At 40.6% G+C, this 19,627-nt stretch carries 10 protein-coding genes; 8 read left to right on the forward strand and 2 right to left on the reverse strand.

Going from position 1 to position 19,627, the window contains the following annotated elements; all coding sequences use genetic code 11:
* Window positions 1-6: 6 nt before the first annotated feature.
* The 8 genes from FHR29_RS03335 to FHR29_RS03370 all read left to right on the forward strand — a co-directional run bounded on the left by FHR29_RS03335 (window position 7) and on the right by FHR29_RS03370 (window position 18,053).
* Entirely contained in the window at window positions 7-1,083 is a 1,077-nt protein-coding gene (locus tag FHR29_RS03335) for a glycoside hydrolase family 43 protein (RefSeq protein ID WP_221197791.1), read from the forward strand.
* A 424-nt stretch (window positions 1,084-1,507) separates the two neighbouring features.
* Window positions 1,508-4,633 carry a TonB-dependent receptor gene (locus FHR29_RS03340; protein ID WP_183912312.1) on the forward strand — a complete coding sequence of 1,042 codons (3,126 nt, stop codon included), beginning with the start codon at window positions 1,508-1,510 and terminating at the stop codon, window positions 4,631-4,633.
* Window positions 4,634-4,645: 12 nt separating this feature from the next.
* Window positions 4,646-6,502 (forward strand): RagB/SusD family nutrient uptake outer membrane protein, encoded by a 1,857-nt coding sequence (locus tag FHR29_RS03345; RefSeq protein WP_183912314.1) that lies wholly within the window; start codon window positions 4,646-4,648, stop codon window positions 6,500-6,502.
* 11 nt (window positions 6,503-6,513) lie between these two features.
* Window positions 6,514-7,191 (forward strand): DUF3823 domain-containing protein, encoded by a 678-nt coding sequence (locus FHR29_RS03350; RefSeq protein ID WP_183912316.1) that lies wholly within the window; start codon window positions 6,514-6,516, stop codon window positions 7,189-7,191.
* Window positions 7,192-7,267: 76 nt separating this feature from the next.
* Window positions 7,268-9,193, forward strand: coding sequence for a family 43 glycosylhydrolase (locus tag FHR29_RS03355; protein WP_183912318.1), 1,926 nt, complete (start codon window positions 7,268-7,270; stop codon window positions 9,191-9,193).
* Window positions 9,194-9,239: 46 nt separating this feature from the next.
* Window positions 9,240-11,183 (forward strand): glycoside hydrolase family 97 protein, encoded by a 1,944-nt coding sequence (locus FHR29_RS03360; protein ID WP_183912320.1) that lies wholly within the window; start codon window positions 9,240-9,242, stop codon window positions 11,181-11,183.
* 30 nt (window positions 11,184-11,213) lie between these two features.
* Window positions 11,214-13,715, forward strand: coding sequence for a sugar-binding domain-containing protein (locus FHR29_RS03365; RefSeq protein ID WP_183912321.1), 2,502 nt, complete (start codon window positions 11,214-11,216; stop codon window positions 13,713-13,715).
* A gap of 1,167 nt (window positions 13,716-14,882) precedes the next feature.
* Window positions 14,883-18,053: a PVC-type heme-binding CxxCH protein gene (locus FHR29_RS03370; RefSeq protein WP_183912323.1), complete on the forward strand. Its 3,171-nt coding sequence runs from the start codon at window positions 14,883-14,885 to the stop codon at window positions 18,051-18,053.
* A 73-nt stretch (window positions 18,054-18,126) separates the two neighbouring features.
* Here the strand turns inward: FHR29_RS03370 and FHR29_RS03375 are convergent, their stop codons facing one another.
* Both FHR29_RS03375 and FHR29_RS03380 read right to left on the reverse strand, forming a co-directional pair.
* Window positions 18,127-19,092, reverse strand: a complete 966-nt coding sequence (locus FHR29_RS03375) for a 2-hydroxyacid dehydrogenase (RefSeq protein ID WP_221197792.1) — start codon at window positions 19,090-19,092, stop codon at window positions 18,127-18,129.
* Window positions 19,093-19,125: 33 nt separating this feature from the next.
* Window positions 19,126-19,611 carry a VOC family protein gene (locus FHR29_RS03380; RefSeq protein ID WP_132773946.1) on the reverse strand — a complete coding sequence of 162 codons (486 nt, stop codon included), beginning with the start codon at window positions 19,609-19,611 and terminating at the stop codon, window positions 19,126-19,128.
* Window positions 19,612-19,627: the final 16 nt, after the last annotated feature.

Raw genomic sequence — 19,627 nt, forward strand, 5'->3', positions numbered from 1 at the left:
AATGACATGAAAAAGATACAAATTATAATCCGATTGCCATTGATATTGATGGCGGTATTGATTAAAATCACAGTATTCGGACAACATAGTACAGCTTCAAAATCTGAAGCAGTAGCTTATCTGTTTGCTTATTTTTCTGACAATAGTCCAGACGGCGAACAAGTCCGTTATGCAATAAGCAAAGATGGTTTAAATTATCAGCCCTTAAATGAGGGGAAACCAGTTATTGCATCTGATAGCATTGCTTTAAAAAAAGGTATTCGCGATCCCCATATCACGCGTTCTGAAGATGGAAAAACGTTCTATATGGTGCTGACAGATATGCGTTCAAGTGAAGGTTGGCAGAGCAATAAGGGTATTATTTTGATGAAAAGTACCGATCTTATTCATTGGGAACATCAAGCGATTGATTTCCCAAAGCGGTTTCCTGATCTAGAAGGATTTGCTCAGGATAATTTACATGCGGTCTGGGCCCCGCAAACCATTTGGGACAATGACAAACAACAATACATGATCTATTACTCTATCGGTAGACACGATTGGGAGTATGCTGTAGGAGATAAAAAACAGCCCTATTTTAAGATCTATTACTCGTATGCAAATTCCGATTTTACGGATATCAGTACACCGGAATTGTTATTTGACTTTGGAACAGCAGCTATTGATGGTGATATTGTGTTCGATAAACAGAAAAAGGAGTACGTCTTATTTTTTAAGGATGAGGGATTATCTACAGTGAATAATGGTTTACAGACAAAGAGTGGTGTGATGCGTGCAACAAGTAAAAATGTGACCGGACCCTATCACACCGAATATCGTCATCTCAATCCGGATCAGCATAAACCTGTTGAAGGTTCCAGTGTATTTAAGTTGATCGATTCGGATGATTACATATTAATGTATGACTGTTACACGGAGGGCTATTATCAGTTTTGTAAAAGTTCAGACTTATCGCATTTTACTTTTGTTCAAAATACACCATTGCTCGGTAAGTTTACTCCCAGACATGGTTCCGTTATGTCTATAACCAGTAGCGAGCTGCAAAAACTGACTGATAAATTTGGAATTCCTTCTGGATTTTAGAAGGCATGACTTAATCGTATTGTTAAAAATACAAAAAAATTGAATACGATTTTTACCTATTTTACAAGTTTTTAAGTATTTGCGTTGTTGTTTTTTTGGGTGGATAATGCCCTTACTGAATATAAAAAAATAAATGTTTGTTTTACATTTATTTTTTTATATTTGTTTCACAATTATAACCAATATAGTTTTTTCACCTTCAATTAGCGACTATGGATTCCTAATACTATGCTTGAATTTATTATCAAGGATAAAAAAATTTGTCACATTTTTTTAAGTGTATGTTTAACATTTAATAATAATGGTTTTTACATTTCATTTATTTACTGGTTCTGATGCTTATGTCATTTGATCTTGCTCATGAACTCTTTTACCTGATCGGAATTTTAAAAAAGTGAAACCAGTTATCGAAAACGACTAAATTATGAAAAACAAAAAAATTCTTTTTTTATATGTCTTTATGTGGTTACTACCCTTATTGACATATGCACAAACTAAAATTACTGGGCAGGTAATAAATAAGGACAAAGAGCCGATAGTAGGCGCGAGCGTACTTGTTGAAGGAATGCCCAATTTAATAACAAGTACAGATTATGATGGTCGTTTCCAATTGAATGATGGAAAAGGCTTCTTACTGATTACCTATGTTGGATACAAGACGCAGCGTGTTGCGATCGGTAATGAAACCAAATTTTTCATTACACTGGAAACGAGTGATCAATCGCTGGAAGAGGTGGTGGTGGTTGGTTATGGAACGCAGTCTAAACGTAATATTACAGGAGCCGTGAGTAATATTAAATCGGAAGATATTGTTCGTTCTTCTTCAACAACCGCAGCGGGTGCACTAGCGGGTAAGGTGCAGGGTATTTCTGTGCGTGGAAAGGATGCTCGTCCAGGAAGAGGAGCAGCTCTCGAGATCCGTAACATGGGTAATCCACTTTACGTCATCGATGGAGTAGCTTATGGCGGTCAAACAGGTACGGACTGGGTAGGAACTCAAAATGGTTCTGGTGCGGATATCTTTAATGCCCTAAATCTGGAGGATATTGAAAGCATATCCATCTTGAAGGATGCCGCAGCCGCTGTATATGGATTCAGAGCATCTGGTGGGGTGGTTTTAATCACCACTAAAAAAGGAAATAAAGGTGAAAAGGCAAAAATCAATATCAATGGATACCAAGGATGGCAGAATTTAACACGTTTTCCTGATTTGGCAAATGCGGCGCAATATACACGTGGATTAGTGGAAGCTGCCCAAAATGAGGGAAAAGATCCGAATGCGGTCTATACCCCCGATGAGCTTGCAAAATGGCAAATGGGGACAGATCCTGGTTATAAAAGCTATGATTATTACGATATGATTATACGTAAGAATATTCCGCAACGTAACATCAGTGCCAATGTAACGGGAGGTAGTGATAAGTCTAATTATTTTCTCTCGATAGGTCATCTTACTCAAGATGCCATGATTAAGGATTTTAATTATAAAAGGACCAATCTACAAGCTAATATGGAAGCCCGAGTTCTGGAAGGTTTGACAGTAGGGACACAAATTTCAGGAAGACATGAGGGGACCCAAGATGTTGGTTTACCAGGGGGAGATGGCTACTTTTCATCGATTTTGGCCATGTTCAAAAACAGACCTACGGTGTCACCTTATGTGAATGATAATCCCGATTATCCAACACACACCAATGATTTTGCGTACAATCCCGCTGTTTTTGACCGCGATATTGCGGGTTATAAAGATAATAGATACTTAGCTGGAAATGTAAATTTATTTGCGTCATATAAAACTAAATTTGGTCTTTCTGCGAAAGGAACTGTTTCCTACAATTACACGAATAATAAGTTCGACGGATTTCAATATACCTATGATGTATACCGTTTTGAAGATAATGAGTATAAAGCTACTGGAGGAAGCCGTTCGGGATGGCGCTATGATACCAATAGGGATATTGTTTCCCGTTTTGCGCAGTTCTTAGTGGATTATAATAAGCAGATCGGTGATCATGCTTTCTCCGGTACAATCGGGTACGAACGTTCCGATTGGGAGAGAACGATGAAAACACTGGGAGCAAATCCATCGAATAATTATATTCCGTTGCTACGTCTTTCTGAATTAAATGAACTTGGGGACAACTGGGATTATCAAGCTCGTGCCGGATATATCGGTCGGTTGAACTATAATTATAAAGGAAAATATTTACTTGAGTTACTGGGACGATACGATGGTTCGTATTTGTACTATAAAGATCGCCGCTGGGGATTTTTTCCTGGTGCTTCTCTTGGATGGCGGATTTCCGATGAAAACTTCTTTAAACCACTAAAAGGAGTCGTTAATGACTTGAAGATCCGTGCATCTATCGGACAGACCGGTCTGGAAGAAGGCGTAGGTATGCACGGCTACTTAGCGGGTTATAATTGGGCTTCGGGCGATGCCGTACTGGACGGGAATTACGTACCCGGTTTACAGCCTCGAGGTTTGCCGGTAAGGAAACTTTCCTGGGTGAAAAATACCAATTATAACATTGGTGTAGATGTGGGGATGTTGGACAATAAATTGACAATGACGGCAGATGCCTTTAAGATTATCCGAACTGGATTTCCAGGAAAGAAATACGATGTTCTACTTCCGGTAGAAATTGGATATGACCTTCCTAATGAAAATTTGGGTAAAAATGGATACTACGGTGCTGAAGGTATCATTACCTATACCGATAAGATCGGGGAATTGAACTATGTGGTGAGTGCTAATCTGACTTACTCACGCTTTAAGAATCTTGAATCATACAAACCAAGGTTCAGCAATTCGTGGAATGAATACCGGAGTTCGGCCGAAGACCGTTGGGGTGGTGTATGGTGGGGTTATCAAGTGGTTGGACGTTTCCAATCGGAAGACGAAATTCGCAATCATCCGATCAACAACGATGGCGCCAATAATCGTACGCAACTGCCGGGAGATTTTATCTATAAAGACGTTAATGGTGATGGTGTTATCAACGGTATGGACGAACGTCCTATTGGTTATCCAACAGGTTGGGCTCCAATTATGTCATTCGGTGGAAGGATAGGCTTGAACTGGAAAGGTATCGACATGAATGTTGATTTTTCTGGGGGTGCGGTACAGTCCTGGTTTCAGGATTACGAACTGCGTAATGCCTTTCACGGAGGCGGTAATTCTCCTGCCTATCTTTTGGAAGATCGCTGGCATCGTGCCGATCCTTATGATTCAAATAGTGAATGGATTGCAGGTTATTATCCGGCACTTCGAAATGGAAATTCGGGTCCCAATAGCAGAAACAGTGACTTTTGGTTAACCAATGCCCGTTATTTAAGAATCAGAAATCTAGAGCTTGGTTACAACTTTTCTACTGGTTTAGTGAAAAAAATCAAAGCAGAGAAAATTCGTATCTACGCCAATGGATCTAATCTGTTTTCTTTTGATAACGTGAAAAGATTTCAGATCGATCCAGAGATCGAAGCAGCTGCAGCCGTAGTATATCCGCAGCAGCGCGTATTTATGGTTGGGTTTAATGTTACATTTTAAAGAAAATCAATAATGAAAAAGCTATATACATGTTTGGCTCTGTTTGTATGCCTTGGATTTGGGGGGTGTAAACACGACGAATGGTTTGATCGGGATTCCAAAAGCATGATCACGGATGATCAGCTTTGGAACGATCCAAAATTGCTGACTTCTCTACTGGCAAATTATTATAATCGCTTACCAACCCTTCATGGTGTTTTTAACACGGGTGGTATGACTGAACTGGATGATGCCATGTGGTCCGGGCACCGTGATCAGAATTGGCGTAATGATTTTCAATTTGGCGATGATTACGGCCGTTATTGGGATTATGGGTTAATTCGTGATATCAACCTTTCATTAGAAAACGTAGAAACATTAAGCATCAAATTAACGGAAGTAACAAAGAAGCAATATTTGGCGGAACTGCGATTTATTCGGGCACTGGTTTATTTTGAAATGGTAAAACGTATGGGAGGAGTTCCTTTGGTGACGACGCAACTTATCTATGATTTTAGCGGTGATCCCACGCCACTTCAAGTGCCTCGGGCTAAAGAGCATGAGATTTACGATTTTATATTCCAGGAAATGGAAGCAATAAAAGAGGATCTCGCAGGTAATAGTACGAGTAAGACAAGAGCCAATAAATATACGGTTCTTGCTTTGGAAAGTAGAGCAATGTTGTATGCGGCATCCTTAGCTAAATACAATGGTTTGATGACAGAACCTATTGTTACAGCGGGCGGTGAAGTAGGAATCCCAGCAACTATGGCCAATGATTATTATCGTAAATCATTAGCAGCTTCAAAAGAGTTGATGAGCGGTCCTTATCGTCTGTTTAATGAAAATCCGGATAAGGGTGCTAATTTCTATGAAATGCTGAACAAAAAAACAGGATCTGAAGTGATTTTTGCAAAGGATTTTGCAGTTGGTCTTAAAACCCATCGCTTTACCTATGATAATATTGTGAAGAGCCTGACAGAAGATAACGAGTCCTCATCTACCATTTCTCCTTCGCTCAGCTTGGTCGAGAGTTTCGACTACCTTGATGGACGAAAAGGTACACTTCAAGACCGTGATGCGAATGGAAATTACATCACTTATACTGGTATTGATGATATTTTTAAGAATAAGGATGCTCGTCTATATGGTACTGTGGTTTATCCAGGAAGTTCTTTCCGAAATAGTGGTGTGAGCATACAGGCAGGTGTTGCTACATGGCAAAACGGAACTTACCAGCTTACAACAGCTCCAGAATTGGGACAACAATTGGGAAATCAACTTGGGGAAGCAAATGCAGGTGGGTTGTGGACTGGTTTTGATGGGCCGAAGGATGATGCACAGGATGTGAGTAATACGGGATTTTACATTCGTAAATTTGTGAGTGATGCTCCTGCTGCTAGTGCCAGAGGGACATCTGCTGCTAATTGGTGGCCTTGGTTCCGTCTTGGCGAAGTCTACCTCAATGCTGCTGAAGCAACATTTGAACTTGGACAAATCGGTGAAGCGACTCAATATATCAATACTTTACGTGAACGTGCTGGGTTTCCAGCCAACAGTGTCACCACATTAACCATGGATGTCATTCGTAATGAACGTAGGGTAGAACTTGCTTTTGAAGATCACCGCTTTTTCGACTTGAAAAGATGGCGTTTAGCGCATACGGTATGGAATGGATCTGAAAATGATCCGAATGCTGTGGTGCGCGGTCTGTATGGTTATCGTGTGGTACGTCCGGGACATGTGGACCATGGTAAATTTATCTATGCACGCATCAAACCTAGTCGTTTCCGCAAAGCTCGTTTTTTCCGTTTAGCAAATTATTATTCCTCTATTGAGCAAAGAGTACTGGACAATAATCCAAAAATTGTTAGAAATCCATTACAATAATCTACTGAGTCATGAAAATAAAATTTTTAACAGTACTAACTGCTACACTAGGTCTTTTAGTAGTTGGTTGTGAATATGATAATTTTGAAGCACCTAAAGATTCGTTAACCGGAAAAGTGGTTTTTGAGGGCAAACCTGTCGGTGTAAGGAATAACGGTCCAGAACTGGAATTATGGCAGGACGGTTATCCTTTAAAATCATTGATTCCGGTCTATATTAATCAAGCAGGGGAGTTTTCTGTCAGTTTATTTAAAGGCAAGTATAAATTAGTCCGAAAAGGAAATTCACCCTGGTTACGGCAATCGACCGACACAATTGTCGTAAATGTGGATGGAAATACCGTTCTTGATGTACCAGTTACCCCTTATTTTTCTGTGGGAAATGAAAGTTTTCAGGCAACAAACGGTCAAATAGCGGCAAACTTTATCATCAGAAAGACCGCTGAGTCTTCCAATCTGGATCAAGTAAAGGTTTTCTTACGTAAATCTATGTTGACCGATCATGTTGTCTTTGATCAGGAGATTAAAATTGATCTTAACAACATCGTGATAGGAACGGAAACACGTGTTTCCGCTCAGTTGTCTTCAGGATTGAAAGATCAGGATTATATTTTTGCGCGTGTGGGTGTGAAGTCTTCCTCGTCGGAAGAGTATACTTATACTCCGGTACAAAAGATAGTCCTCAAGTAATTTATGCAATCCTATTTGTAAATTCGTAAAAAGCATGCTCAACCTTATTCTATTAACCTCATAACTTAAACTTTACATGAAGAAAAGAAAATGGCCGTTAGCCACAATCTTAATTACTTTTTTTGCCATTAATATGATCGGTCAGGCCAGAGGTCAGGAATATAAATTCGGTCCTGCCGAAAAGGATTTTGTCGGTTACCTATTTGCTTATTTTAAAGGCAATTCGGTAGCAGATGAATCCGTTTGTTTTGCTGTTAGTACCGATGGTTATACCTATCGCGCATTGAACCAGAATCAGCCTATCTTGGATTCAAAGCTTATTAGTACAACGGGTGGCGTACGCGATCCGCATATTTTGCGGGGTGAGGACGGTCAGTCTTTCTATATGGTGCTGACCGATATGACCTCATCAAAAGGTTGGGACTCTAATCGTGCTTTGATATTGTTAAAATCGAATGATCTTATTCATTGGGAACATCGCGTAATTAATATTCAAGATCGATTTAAAGGTCATGAAAATTTGAAGCGCGTTTGGGCTCCACAGACCATATATGACCCCGCTGTTAATAAATATATGGTTTACTGGTCGATGAAGCATGGCGATGGTGCTGATATCATTTATTATGCTTACGCTAATAGCGACTTTACTGATTTTGAAGCAGAACCTAAGGTCTTGTTTGTTCCTAAAAATGGGAAATCTTGTATAGATGGCGATATCATCAATAAGAATGGACTATTTTATATGTTTTACAAAACTGAAGGACACGGTAACGGTCTTAGATTAGCTTTAACCGATTCTCTTACTTCTGGAAAATGGATCGAACAGCCTGGTTATAAACAACAGACTACTGACGCTGTTGAAGGTTCGAGTGTGTTTAAACTTAATCAATCAGATCGATACATTTTAATGTACGATGTGTATGGGAAAGGGAAGTATCAGTTCTGTGAATCGGATGATTTGGATCGTTTCAAGGTGATTGATCATGATGTTAACATGGATTTTCATCCCCGACACGGTTCTATTATTCCATTGTCAAGAAGTGAATTTAAAGCAGTGACAGATCGTTGGGGTACACCAAAGGACATCACAGTGCCAAATCGAAAAAATCCGGTATTGGATGGATTCTATGCAGATCCAGATGTGCTGTATTCCAATAAAACGAAAAAGTATTATATCTATCCGACGAGTGATGGATTTGATGGCTGGGGAGGTTATTACTTTAAGACATTTTCTTCTGATGATCTGAAATCGTGGAAAGATGAAGGCGTTATTTTAGATTTGAAAAAAGAAGTGCCTTGGGGAACTCGTAATGCGTGGGCTCCAACCATAACGGAAAAAAAGGCCAAGGGAGATTATAAATATTATTACTATTTCACAGCCGCGCAAAAGATAGGCGTTGCTGTTGCTGATTTGCCTACAGGTCCATTTAAGGATTCTGGAAAACCCTTGATCGATTTTAAACCTGATGGTATTAAAGGCGGACAGGAAATTGATCCAGCAGTTTTTAACGATCCGAAATCTGGTAAAAGTTATTTGTATTGGGGCAATGGTTATCTCGCTGTTGCGGAATTGAACAAGGATATGGTATCGATCAAACAACATACAATGAAAACCTTAAAGATTGATGGTACATTTCGTGAGGGTGTTTATGTCATTTACCGAAATGGAACTTATTATTTCTTCTGGTCTGAGGATGATACCCGAAGTGAGAACTATCGGGTACGTTATGGTACTTCATCATCACCAATGGGAGAGATCCATATCCCAGAGAATAATATTGTTCTTGAGAAAGATCCTGCACAAGGAATTTATGGTACAGGACACAATTCTGTATTGCAAATACCCGGTACCGATGAATGGTATATCGTCTATCACCGATTTAATTATCCTAATGGTATACATATGGGCGATGCAGCAGGTTACAATCGGGAAGTATGTATGGATAAGCTGGAATTTAAAGCAGATGGAACCATTAAAAAAGTAATTCCTACACACGAGTAGGGTTTACTTTCTTTATAATTTTTTATACAAAAAAACTTACACTATAATGAAACGTTTACTTATCGTCACTGTTCTTAGCTTGAGCTCACTGTTGGTTTTTGCGCAAAATCTGACTATTTCTGGACCTGATAAACGATTAGTGGTCAATGTCTCTTTGGAAAAGGGCAAGCTTTATTATGATGTCCATTTAGATGGAAAGGTGATGCTTGAAAGATCTGCACTCGGATTAAAAGGACGTCATGTTGATCTATCGACTAATTTGAAACTAGTTGATCAGATCAATAACCAAGTTGATGTGCAGTATGAGGAGCATAAAATAAAACGTAAACTGGTCCATTACCAGGCAAATGAGCTGATCTGTAAATTAGAAAATAGCGATAAACAAGCTTTACATGTGGTGTTTCGGGTTAGTAATCATGATATTGCTTTTCGGTACCATGTGCCACAGGTCGGTGAAGCTGCCAATCTATATATTGAAGAGGAATTGAGTGCATTTAAATTCCCGAATCTGACGACCACCTTTTTGACTCCTCAAGCACCACCCATGTCTGGTTGGATGAAAACGAAACCAAGTTATGAAGAGGAGTATACGGTGGATGCGCAATTGGGAGTTCCTTCTAAGTATGGATACGGTTATACCTTTCCAGGATTATTCCGTGTTGGTGACCGTGGCTGGGTACTCGTTTCTGAAACTGGAGTAGGAGCACTATACTGTGGATCTAAGTTGAGTGAAGGAAGCGAAGACGGACAATATAAGGTCGCATTTCCGGAGATCGGGGAAAACAACGGGATCGGTAGTGCGCAACCTGCAATTGCTTTACCGGGTAATACACCGTGGCGCACACTGACTGTTGGTAGTACGTTAAAACCCATTGTAGAGACTACCATCTCATTTGATGTGGTTGAGCCTGTTTACAAGGCATCAAAACAATATTCTTATGGACGTTCAACTTGGAGCTGGCTGGAGTGGCAGGATGGCAGTATTAATTTTGAAGATCAGAAAAAATTTGTAGATCTCTCTGCAGCTATGGGCTATGAATTTGTTTTGGTCGATAATTGGTGGGATAGCAAAATCGGACGCGATAAAATTGAAGCTTTGATTGGCTATGGAAAAGACAAAGGTGTCGGCATCTGTTTATGGTACAATTCCAACGGTTTTTGGAATGATGCGCCACAAACACCTAAAAATAGGATGAATACAGCTGTCGCTCGAAAAAAGGAGATGGCTTGGATGCAAAGTGTCGGTATAAAAGGTATCAAGGTTGACTTTTTTGGTGGTGACAAACAGGAGACCATGAAACTCTATGAAGATATTTTATCGGATGCGAATGATTATGGTCTATCGGTTATATTTCACGGCTGTACTCTGCCAAGGGGATGGGAACGTATGTACCCCAATTTTGTGGGGAGCGAGGCTGTACTTGCTTCAGAGAACTTGATCTTTACGCAGCATGCGAATGATAATGAAGCTTTTAATGCGAGTTTACATCCCTTTATTCGGAATGCTGTAGGATCAATGGATTTCGGCCCCGTTCTACTCAATAAAAAGCATAATCGTGAAAACAACGGTGGGATGATCCGAAAGACAACTGAAACATTTCAATTGGCTACAGCCGTTCTGTTTCAGACACCGGTTCAGAATTTTGGAATTACACCGAACAATCTGACGGAGATGCCTAAACATATTATTGATTTTATGAAAGCAGTACCCACGACGTGGGATGAAACGGTCTTGATAGATGGATATCCGGGAAAGTATGTGGTATTAGCCCGAAGACATGCTGACCGTTGGTACATCGCAGGCATCAATGCAGAGAAAAAGGAAAAAGAGTTAACGATTCATTTACCGATGCTTTCGGGAGAAAAGTGGCAATTGTACACCGATAATAAGGATAGAACAGCACAATACAAGGAAATACCTGTGCAAAAAAATAAGTTGGTAAAAGTGACTCTTCAGGCAGACGGCGGGTTTCTGATCGTTGGAGAGTAACATATATTTATTGAAGTAGTTCGGTTTAAAATGCAGAAAATATTAAAACATATCCGCTTAATTATCCCAGTTTTACTGCTGGGATCAAGATCTTTATTTGCACAGCCTGGATTTGGGAGCGCTGAAAAAATTAATGCAGACTGGCTGTTTCATCTGGGAGATCTGGATGGTGCAAAGATAAATGCACAAGCCAATCAAAATTGGCGATCGGTGCAGCTTCCACATGATTGGAGTGTGAAGTATCCGTTAAGTCCAAATCTCGCAAGCGCTACCGGTTATCTGCCGGGAGGAATCGGCTGGTATCAAAAGAAATTGCTGATACCGATTGCAGATCAAGGAAAAAAAATATACCTGTATTTTGAGGGTGTTTACAATCATAGTGAGGTATTTATTAATGGAAAATCAGTTGGTAAGCGCCCAAATGGCTATATTTCTTTTTCTTATGATATCTCACCGTTCGTCAATTTTGGCCAGGAAAATACCATTGCAGTGAAAGTGGATCATAGCCACAGCGCTGATTCGAGATGGTATACCGGATCTGGGATCTATCGCGACGTTTGGTTTGTCAAAGCGAATCCTATTCATTTAGAACAATGGGGGGTATATGCTTATCCTGAAATTAATGGAAATCAAGGAACTTTAAATGTCGAAGTCGCACTTGCTAATGAAACAAGCCGGTCAACCGCTGTAGCGGTCATCCAGCAGTTGATCGATGCATCTGGGAATGTGGTGGCTAAGCATGCTAAGAAGATTACTGTAGCCGCAAATGGCCATCTGACAATTCCAATGAAAATGGGCGTTAAAAATCCAAAACTATGGAGTCTGGAACAGCCAAATCGTTATATTTTAAAAACCTTAGTGCTACAAGATGGTCAGGAGATTGATCGATCGGAAATAAAAACCGGCTTCCGAAGCTTAAAGTTCGACCCTGATCAAGGTTTTGCGTTAAATGGTAAGTGGACAAAATTAAAGGGCGTGTGTATCCATCATGATGCTGGTGTATTGGGCGCTGAAGTTTATTCTGAAGTATGGAGACGTAGATTGATGACCTTAAAGTCATTAGGTGTCAATGCGATCCGTACCAGTCATAATCCACAAGCAAACTCATTATATGATCTCTGTGATGAACTCGGTCTTATGGTGATGAATGAAGCGTATGATGAATGGGAATATCCGAAGCGTAAATGGCTTTCGGGTTGGAATGTTGGAACACCGGGATTTGAGGGGTCCTATCAATTTTTTAAAGAATGGGGCGAGCGTGATCTTGCAGATATAGTAAAGAGAGACCGGAATCATATTTCAATTTTTGCTTGGAGTATCGGGAATGAAGTTGACTATCCCAATGATCCTTATTCACATCCGATACTTGCAGGGGAGCAAGGCAGTGGTTTTACACAGCCGATCTTTGGGGGATATAAAAAAGATGCTCCAGATGCAATGCGATTGGGTGATATCGCCAAGCGTTTAGCCGCTGTGGTGAGGAAATATGATAGGAGCAGACCTGTTACCGGCGGATTGGCAGGAGTTGCCATGTCCAACGAAACCGAATATCCGGATGCTCTGGATATCACTGGATATAATTACACGGAGAGTCGTTATCAAGAAGATCATATTCGCTATCCGAAACGAGTAATATTTGGTAGCGAAAATAGACATGATGTGGCCGCGTGGAAAGCTGTCCGAGACAATAATTATATTTTTGGTCAGTTTCTCTGGACAGGAATCGATTACCTCGGTGAATCAGGTCGTTGGCCATCCCGTGGTTTTTATTCTGGGATGTTGGATTTCGCAGGTTTTATTAAACCAAGGGGATATTTTCGACAAGCATTATGGTCAGAAACACCGATGGCCTATCTAGGTACTTATGCCTTGAAAGGTGAGGTTGGTAAAACTGATGTGTGGTCGGATCTCGAAGCTGAAAGGGGGCAACGGAAAAATGAAGCTCCATCAATGGATGCTTGGCCAATATGGAACTATAGGGAAGGTCAATTGATACGTGTTGTCTGCTATACGAATACCGCTTTTGCAAGATTAGAACTGAACGGTAAAGTTGTCGGTGATATCAAGCCGTATAATGATGAGCAGGGCATTGTTTATTGGGATATCCCTTATGCAGATGGTAGATTGGAAGCTATTGGATTTGATAAGGAAAAAAAGGAGCTGGTACGTCAAGTTCTAGAAACATCCGGACGTTCTCATGCTTTAGCGATCATTTCAAACTCTTCCGTCTCGGCAACAGCAGGCGAGGTGATCCAAGTGGAACTGCAAGTGGTAGACAAAAACAACAAACCTGTTGTGCTGGCAGATGATGAGGTTACCTGTAGGATCGTGGGTGCCGCTAGGCTTTTGGGACTGGAGGCTGGAAATAACAGCGATATGACAGACTATACCGATAATAAGCAACGCTTGTATCATGGCAAAATGATTGCTTACATTCAATTGAATCGGGGGCAAGGTGATGTTGCCGTACAGTTTTCAGCACCATGGCTTGAAAATACTTCGTTGCTCATTCAGCGTAAGGAGAATAGGTAGTATTATTTACTTGGAGTCAAGAATTGTAAGGCTGTCTCATCATAAAATGAGACAGCCTTTCTTGTTAAAAACAATTTTAGAAAGATCGTTGGTGTTCGATAGGTTGATCTTCATAATTGTGTTTTTTCCAAATAAAATTCACGAAATAGTTTCTTTGGTTGTAGACTAAGATTTACTCAATTTTCTACGTAACATGGAGCGGACGCGCTTGTGGTTTATCTTGTCGTGGTATGGTTTACGCACAAATCCCTATACTTATTTTATTTCGCCGTACCGCAATGCAAAGGAATTCTATGGGTTTTTTATTACGACAGTAGGAAAAATAAGACCCCCGAGATGATTTCGAACAGATTCAACTAAAAATTAGACTTCCCCTAGCTGGATAGGCTGTCTGCCAGAAGTTCTTTTGGTTTTGACGGAAGACTAGATAATACTGACGTTTTACATGTTACTTAATTAGTTTTTCTTAATAATAAAATCCTGTTTCTTTTAAAGCATGTTACGTAGAGATAGCTTTCAGCCTTCACATGTTGTCAATAAGCCGTAGCGCAATATGAACTATCCGAAGTGCAAATGTATTCCGCTTTACACCAATATGTGATGGCGGTTGTACGGAATCAATTGGCCACAGCGAATAGCTGTACCGCCGTGGCGCAAAATGATTAAGCTGCAGCGTGAATACAAGCAGCCATACTGCTATAAGAGTTGGCAAGGATGGGAAGTCAATGTGCCCTAACGCATTGTTTTATCTCCATGGCGCAAAATGATTTCTCAAGATTACAGTGTGGCAATGCCTTTTCCGTATTGTCGTCAGTCAAAATCATAAAAAGAGCATTGTGGAATGCAGAACCTGGTTCTATTTTGGTTATTGAGTGATACGCTTTCTATGAAAAAAAAGAATATTTGGGATGATAGTCTCTTTTATTTTTATCCCGCTATATCTTTATGTTTCAATAATGATACAAAGAAATTATTTGTTACATTTTCTGTGTTTTTCGGCTTGTAGTACTCCTAAGCGTGTGTTTTTATATTATTCGGAGGTTTTTTTGAAAAGGGTTTTTTATAAAATAGCATTGTTTTAAAAATGTAATTGCTTGATAATTTGTTATATTGCAACGTAGACGCAACCAAGCTTAATCAAGATTGAGCGATAACCTAAATGACAAAATGATGAAAATTGTAACGAAAAGAACGTGGGTTCTTTTTATTATCGTGGCTGCCGTAGCAGTTGGCGTTATTCTTTTTCTAGTACGATCAAAGCAACCAACCTTACCTTTAAAAAAAGGAGCGCATATTGTTCTTATTGGCAATAATTTGGGATCTCGGATGATGAATTATGGGCATTTTGAAACAGAGCTTCAGTTACGTTATCCAGATTCAAACCTCTATATCAGAAACATGTGCGATGGGGGCAACACGCCTGGTTTTAGGCCTCATGCGAGCCGGAAATCGCCTTGGGCTTTTCCTGGAGCAGAAAATTTTCAAACGGATCTTGCTCAACCCTCAGGAAGTGAAGGTTTTTTTGAGACTGAGGATCAATGGCTGGCTCGTTTAAAAGCTGATATCATCATCGCTTTCTTCGGCTATAACGAATCGTTTGAAGGCGCTGAGGGTTTGGAAAATTATAAGTCGGAGCTGGATGCTTTTATTAAACATACGATTAAACAGCAGTATAACGGTACATCTCCGGTGAAACTGGCATTAGTTTCTCCGATTGCTTTTGAAAACCTCTCTAAGCAGTATGATCTGCCTGACGGGAAGCAAGAGAATCGGAATTTGTCTTTATATGCTGCTGCAATGAAAGAGATCGCAGCGAAGAATAAAGTACACTTTGTCGATGTGTATAACCCTACAGAGCGCTGGTATTTCTGGACAAAAGAGCCCCTAACAATAGATGGATCGCAGCTTACAGATGCTGGCTATGCGCGTTTTGCGCCTTTGTTGGCAGACCTAATTTTTGGGAAGGCTGATGTTAAAAATGAAGATAATCGTGATCTTGTACGTCATGCTGTTCTTGAAAAAAATTGGATGTGGCATAACGATATTAAAATTCCGAATGGGGTACATGCTTATGGTAGAAGATATGATCCATTTGGGCCTGATAATTACCCTGCTGAAATTAAGAAAATCCGAGAAATGACTGCGATCAGAGATACGGCAATCTGGCTGGCTGCGCATGGAAAGAAAATGGATTTGGCGGCAGCGGATAAAAAGACAACCCCTGTACCTGAAGTAAAAACAAACTATGATCCTGGAAAGAATGGCAATTTGGCTTATCTGTACGGTGATGATGCTTTAGCAACCCTGAAAGTTGCCCCAGGTTTTAAGATTGATCTTTTTGCTTCAGAAAAGGAATTTCCAGATTTGGCTAATCCTTGTCAAATTACGTTTGATAATAAAGGTCGTTTATGGGTTGCTACAATGCCTAGTTACCCTCACTATAAACCAGGAGACTCGAAACCTAATGACAAGTTGATTATACTCGAAGATACTGATCAAGATGGTAAAGCAGATAAGCAGACCGTTTTTGCGGATGGACTACATCTTCCTGTCGGCTTCGAAATTACTGCTGACGGTGTTTATCTGTCTCAAGGAACTAATTTTATGCTTTTAAAAGATACGGATGGCGATGATCGGGCTGATGTTAGAGAGATTTTATTGAGTGGTTTTGATGATCATGATACCCATCATAATATTCATGCCTTTACGGTCGATCCTTCGGGAGCAATCATTATGGGAGAAGGAGTATTTTTACATTCTAATATAGAAACTTCTTATGGGCCTGTTCGTGGTACGAATGGTGGTTTTTACCGTTATAGTCCACAACGTCGCTATTTGGAACGGATGGCGCAGCCTAATGTACCCAACCCCTGGGGTATAGCTTTTGATGAATGGGGGCAAAATTTTTATGCTGAAACCTCCGGACCTGATGTCAGCTGGATGCTGCCCGTGACTATAAAACCTAAATATGGTGTAGCAACGACCAAATCCCGAAATCTGGTACAGGATGAACATCGGGTGCGACCGACTTCTGGTCTTGAGTTTGTTTCAAGCCGCCATTTTCCAGATTCACTGCAAGGAGATTTCTTAATCAATAATACCATCGGCTTTTTAGGAACGAAAGAACATCGGTTGACCGATGATGGGACAGGTTATAAGAGTACACATCGACAGGACTTACTGCAGAGTTCAGATAAGAATTTTAGGCCTGTGGATCTGGAATTTGCTCCGGATGGGTCTTTATATATTGCGGATTGGCACAATATCTTAATCGGGCATATGCAGCATAATGCCCGTGATCCGTTGCGCGATCATGTACACGGACGTATTTATCGGATCACTTACCCGTCAAGACCACTTTTAAAACCGGCTCAAATTGCTGGAGCATCTATTTCTCAATTGCTTGATAATCTGAAATTACCGGAATACCGTACCCGTTATCGTACCCGTGCTGAACTCCGGGGGCGGAAATCCTCAGAAGTACTGCCACAATTAAAAAACTGGGTAGCGAAATTGGATAAAAGTAATCCGAAATATGCGCATCAGCTGGTTGAAGCATTATGGGTAAGCTGGGGTTTGAATCAGGTTGATCAAGAGTTATTGAGTAAGGTGTTGAAATCGGATGATTATCATGCTCGGGCTGCAGCAGTAAGGGTATTGCGCTATACGGGGCATCAGGTAAAAGATCAGGAAAAGTTGCTGATGCAGGCCGCATCTGATCCGCACGGCCGTGTACGTCTTGAGGTGCTTACTGCCGCATCTTGGATGCCAAGGGAGAAAGGCATGCCGATCATGCTGGCAATAGCTAAAAAGGGTGTTGATGATTGGATCGAACCTGCCTATACAATGGCTGTTGCTAATTTGACTGGGAGGGAGGAATTGAAGGATAGTCCAGATAAAGTCAAAACGTCTCTTACCGGAATAGAACGTGATCAGTATATTAAAGGTAAGGCCCTTTTTGCAAAAGAAGGATTTTGTATCACCTGTCATCAAGCTGATGGCAATGGTTTACCGATGTCTGGTTTTCCACCTCTTCATGGAACGAAATGGGTGACAGGTAGCCAAGATCGTTTAATTAAACTAGTACTTAAAGGTTTACATGGGCCGATGGAAGTCAATGGAACAAAATTTCCGGGTCAGGTACCGATGACACCCTTTGAAGGAATGCTCAGTGATGAGGAAGTGGCCGCGGTATTAACATATGTACGCAATTCCTTTGGGAACAAAGCATCTGCAGTTTCCAAAGAAAAAGTAAAAGCAGTCAGGGCAGCTTCAGAAAGCAAAAAGGGGTTTTATGCTCCAGCGGAATTGTTGCAGGAGTTTCCATTAGAAAAGTAATGTTACGAACTTATTTGATACTAAGGGTTAAGTAGTGTTATGCTACTTAACCTTTTTTATATCGGCGATACCCTTAAGCTTGCCTCTGTAGGGCACTCAAATTATAGACACTTCTACTTTCTGGTTTTTCGTCCCGTAAAAGCGCCAGTACATTGGTGATGGTATAGACGCACATGTGTCTATAGGTCGTAGCAGTAAGGCTACCGGAGTGCGGAGTAATGAGTGTATGTCGATGATCGACAAGTACGTCCGGATGCTTTGGAGGTTCTTCTGGTAATACATCGGCAGCAAAACCTGCAAGGCTGTTTGTATTTAGTGCCTTTACAAGTGCTTCATGATCGATTAATGCTCCTCGGGCTGTATTAATGAGTAAAGCCGTAGGTTTCATCAGATTGAGCTCCTGCGCACCCAATAAGGTTCCGATAACAGTAGTATAGGGGAGATGGAGACTGACAATATCGGCCTGTTGCAGGAGTTCTGTTTGTGTAACCTGTCGATAAGGAACATCTTTGGTAGATCGGCTTGAATATATGACCTTCATACCAAATGCATCAGCTAGTTTAGCCACACGTTGACCTATATTGCCCAGACCGATAATACCAAGGGTCTTTCCATGGAGCTCATCTCCGTTATATTGGTTACGCCAGTTCCAGTTGTTATTTTTTACTTGCTGAATGGATTCGTACAGGTTGCGTGTGAGCATAAGCATGAGGGCTAGTGTATGTTCTGCAATTGTTGAAGCATTGGATGCAGGAGCATGTATGATGCTGATATTGCGAGCAGTTGCTTCATGTACATCAATATTATCAAGTCCTACGCCACATCGGGCGACCGCCTGTAGGGCGGGACAAGCATCCAATAGTGCCTTGTTGATCTGACCCTTTCCACGGGTAATGATGGCGTTTATGGTGTATTTGTCAATTGCTTTCTGCAATGAAATACTGTCGTAGCCTGTCAGTACATTAACTTGATCTTGCAGCATGACTAAGGCTTCTTCAGCTATAGTTTCCAGTAATAAAACGTTTTTTTTGATTGTCATATGATGGGATTCCGCAATACTCTTTATTGGCGTTTATTTATGATATAAGGTAGCTTCATCAGATTTGTATCCCCTGAAATCATTTCTATTGGAAATATAGATACCTTCCTCATAGAGATCGTCTTCTAGAATAAGTGGATCAATTTCACTGCCCGGTGCGGATGATATTTCGACGAGATTGCCTGCTGGGTCACGTAGAAAAAGCTGCATGGCACCATCTGGTAATTTTCTTACTTTCCCCCAGGGTGTAATATCGATCAGCTGGAGTTCTTTCATGCGAAAAAAAATCTTGTTAAAATCATCTACTTGAACGCAAATATGTCCGCGAAATGAAGGCGTATCTTCCCATTCCGAGAGATGAAGCTGTTGCTCATCATTAAATTTAAAAAACATCACAGGGTAATCAAATCTAAAGGCAGCAAGGGGTTCCAGACCCAGTTCGTTTTGATAAAATGCTGCTGCCTTTTCAAGATTATCTACGATAAGTGTAACGTGGTTGATTTTGATTGCCCGTGCCATATCTATTGATTTATTT

This window comes from Sphingobacterium sp. JUb56 (genome assembly GCF_014191365.1).
In the GTDB taxonomy this organism is placed as follows: Bacteria; Bacteroidota; Bacteroidia; order Sphingobacteriales; family Sphingobacteriaceae; genus Sphingobacterium; species Sphingobacterium anhuiense.

Excerpts from the sequence above, each read along its gene's own strand:
- FHR29_RS03370 (WP_183912323.1), top strand. The coding sequence starts at position 14,883 with ATGATGAAAATTGTAACGAAAAGAACGTGGGTTCTTTTTATTATCGTG.
- FHR29_RS03350 (WP_183912316.1), top strand. The coding sequence starts at position 6,514 with ATGAAAATAAAATTTTTAACAGTACTAACTGCTACACTAGGTCTTTTA.
- FHR29_RS03360 (WP_183912320.1), top strand. The coding sequence starts at position 9,240 with ATGAAACGTTTACTTATCGTCACTGTTCTTAGCTTGAGCTCACTGTTG.
- FHR29_RS03345 (WP_183912314.1), top strand. The coding sequence starts at position 4,646 with ATGAAAAAGCTATATACATGTTTGGCTCTGTTTGTATGCCTTGGATTT.
- FHR29_RS03380 (WP_132773946.1), bottom strand. The coding sequence starts at position 19,611 with ATGGCACGGGCAATCAAAATCAACCACGTTACACTTATCGTAGATAAT.
- FHR29_RS03365 (WP_183912321.1), top strand. The coding sequence starts at position 11,214 with ATGCAGAAAATATTAAAACATATCCGCTTAATTATCCCAGTTTTACTG.
- FHR29_RS03355 (WP_183912318.1), top strand. The coding sequence starts at position 7,268 with ATGAAGAAAAGAAAATGGCCGTTAGCCACAATCTTAATTACTTTTTTT.
- FHR29_RS03340 (WP_183912312.1), top strand. The coding sequence starts at position 1,508 with ATGAAAAACAAAAAAATTCTTTTTTTATATGTCTTTATGTGGTTACTA.
- FHR29_RS03375 (WP_221197792.1), bottom strand. The coding sequence starts at position 19,092 with ATGACAATCAAAAAAAACGTTTTATTACTGGAAACTATAGCTGAAGAA.
- FHR29_RS03335 (WP_221197791.1), top strand. The coding sequence starts at position 7 with ATGAAAAAGATACAAATTATAATCCGATTGCCATTGATATTGATGGCG.